Raw genomic sequence first — 1,650 nt, 5'->3', positions numbered from 1 at the left:
GTAGCGGGGCTGATGTTGATGGCATGCAGTCCCTTCGGTCCCTGGATGATCTCGAAATTGACCGGCTGGCCCGCCTTGAGTGTCTTGTAACCGTCCATCTGAATGGCCGAGTAATGGGCGAACAGGTCCTCATCTCGGCCCTCGGCCAGGATGAACCCGTAGCCCTTGGCGTTGTTGAACCACTTGACCTTACCGCTGAGCATGCTCATATCCCTCTGCAAAGGACTCCAACGCTGGAGTATCATCCACTACGATCCCGCGTCCGACCTGGGTCGAGACGGGTGCGGAACCCCTGATACCCTGTAGGGGTATTCCATTGTTTGTAACACCCTTTTGCAGTTAGTCAAGGCGCTGAACCATACGCCTGAGAAACGGATCAACATCATGTCGGTCCATAACTTTCCAGAAAGGCAAAGCTTTTTTTCCTCATGCATGCACCTAGCCAGATTCGACTAACATTCAATCAGGACCATCCCGAGCCTCATGAACACGAGGACGAAGGGGCGGGGCTCGCGGTACAGGAGTCGAAGCCTGTATTACAGCCGCCACCGTTGTATAAGGTGGTACTGTTCAACGACGATTACACGCCGATGGACTTTGTTGTTGAAGTGCTGGAAGTGTTCTTCAACATGGACCGGGAAAAAGCCACCAAGATCATGTTGACGGTACATACTCAGGGTAAGGCGGTCTGCGGCTTGTTTACCCGGGACGTGGCCGAAACCAAGGCGATGCAGGTCAATCAGTATGCACGGGAGAGCCAGCATCCATTGCTCTGCGAGATAGAGAAAGACAGTTGATCGGATGTTTGGGAGCGAGGTGAAGCCATGTTGAATCGAGAGCTCGAAGTCACCCTCAATCTCGCCTTCAAGGAGGCGAGGGCCAAACGCCATGAATTCATGACGGTTGAGCACCTGCTGCTGGCCTTGCTGGACAATGAGGCGGCGGCAACGGTATTGCGTGCGTGCGGTGCCAACCTGGACAAGCTGCGGCGCGACCTGCAGGAATTCATCGATTCCACCACGCCGCTGATCCCGCAGCACGACGACGAGCGCGAAACCCAGCCGACGCTGGGCTTCCAGCGCGTCCTGCAGCGTGCGGTGTTCCACGTGCAGAGTTCCGGCAAGCGCGAAGTGACCGGGGCCAATGTCCTGGTGGCGATCTTCAGCGAACAGGAAAGCCAGGCGGTGTTCCTGCTCAAGCAGCAGAGCATCGCGCGTATCGATGTGGTGAACTACATCGCCCATGGTATCTCCAAGGTGCCCGGGCATGCCGAACATCCGCAGGATGGGGAGCAGGATATGCAGGATGAGGAAGGTGGCGAGTCGGCCACGTCCAACCATCCGCTGGACGCCTATGCCAGCAACCTCAACGAACTGGCTCGCCAGGGGCGGATCGACCCGCTGGTGGGGCGTGAGCATGAAGTCGAGCGGGTGGCGCAGATCCTTGCCCGTCGGCGCAAGAACAACCCGCTGCTGGTAGGCGAGGCGGGGGTCGGCAAGACGGCCATCGCCGAAGGCCTGGCCAAGCGCATCGTCGATGGCCAGGTGCCGGACCTGCTGGCCGACAGCGTGGTCTACTCCCTCGACCTGGGTGCCTTGCTCGCGGGTACCAAGTACCGCGGCGACTTCGAGAAGCGCTTCAAGGCCTTGC

General features: G+C 58.7%; 3 protein-coding genes. 2 read left to right on the top strand and 1 reads right to left on the bottom strand.

The window, feature by feature from the left end; genetic code table 11:
• A partial coding sequence (gene cspD / locus FFS27_RS32515) for a cold shock domain-containing protein CspD (RefSeq protein WP_033944663.1) occupies positions 1-203 on the bottom strand: 203 nt, incomplete at its 3' end.
• Between the two features lie 225 nt (positions 204-428).
• Here cspD and clpS point away from each other — a divergent pair.
• Positions 429-797: an ATP-dependent Clp protease adapter ClpS gene (gene clpS / locus FFS27_RS32510; protein WP_003097649.1), complete on the top strand. Its 369-nt coding sequence runs from the start codon at positions 429-431 to the stop codon at positions 795-797.
• 27 nt (positions 798-824) lie between these two features.
• Positions 825-1,650 (top strand): Clp protease N-terminal domain-containing protein (locus FFS27_RS32505; RefSeq protein WP_171019285.1); only part of this gene is annotated, 826 nt, incomplete at its 3' end.

Origin of the sequence: Pseudomonas sp. 2VD (genome assembly GCF_005503585.1) — a bacterium.
GTDB classification, from domain to species: domain Bacteria; phylum Pseudomonadota; class Gammaproteobacteria; order Pseudomonadales; family Pseudomonadaceae; genus Pseudomonas; species Pseudomonas aeruginosa.
Note: the sequence above shows the minus strand (reverse complement) of the source record. Positions and strands in the feature narration are given on the sequence as shown.

Bases quoted from the DNA above. Each gene is read 5' to 3' on its own strand.
- clpS (WP_003097649.1), top strand. From the start codon at position 429: ATGCATGCACCTAGCCAGATTCGACTAACATTCAATCAGGACCATCCC.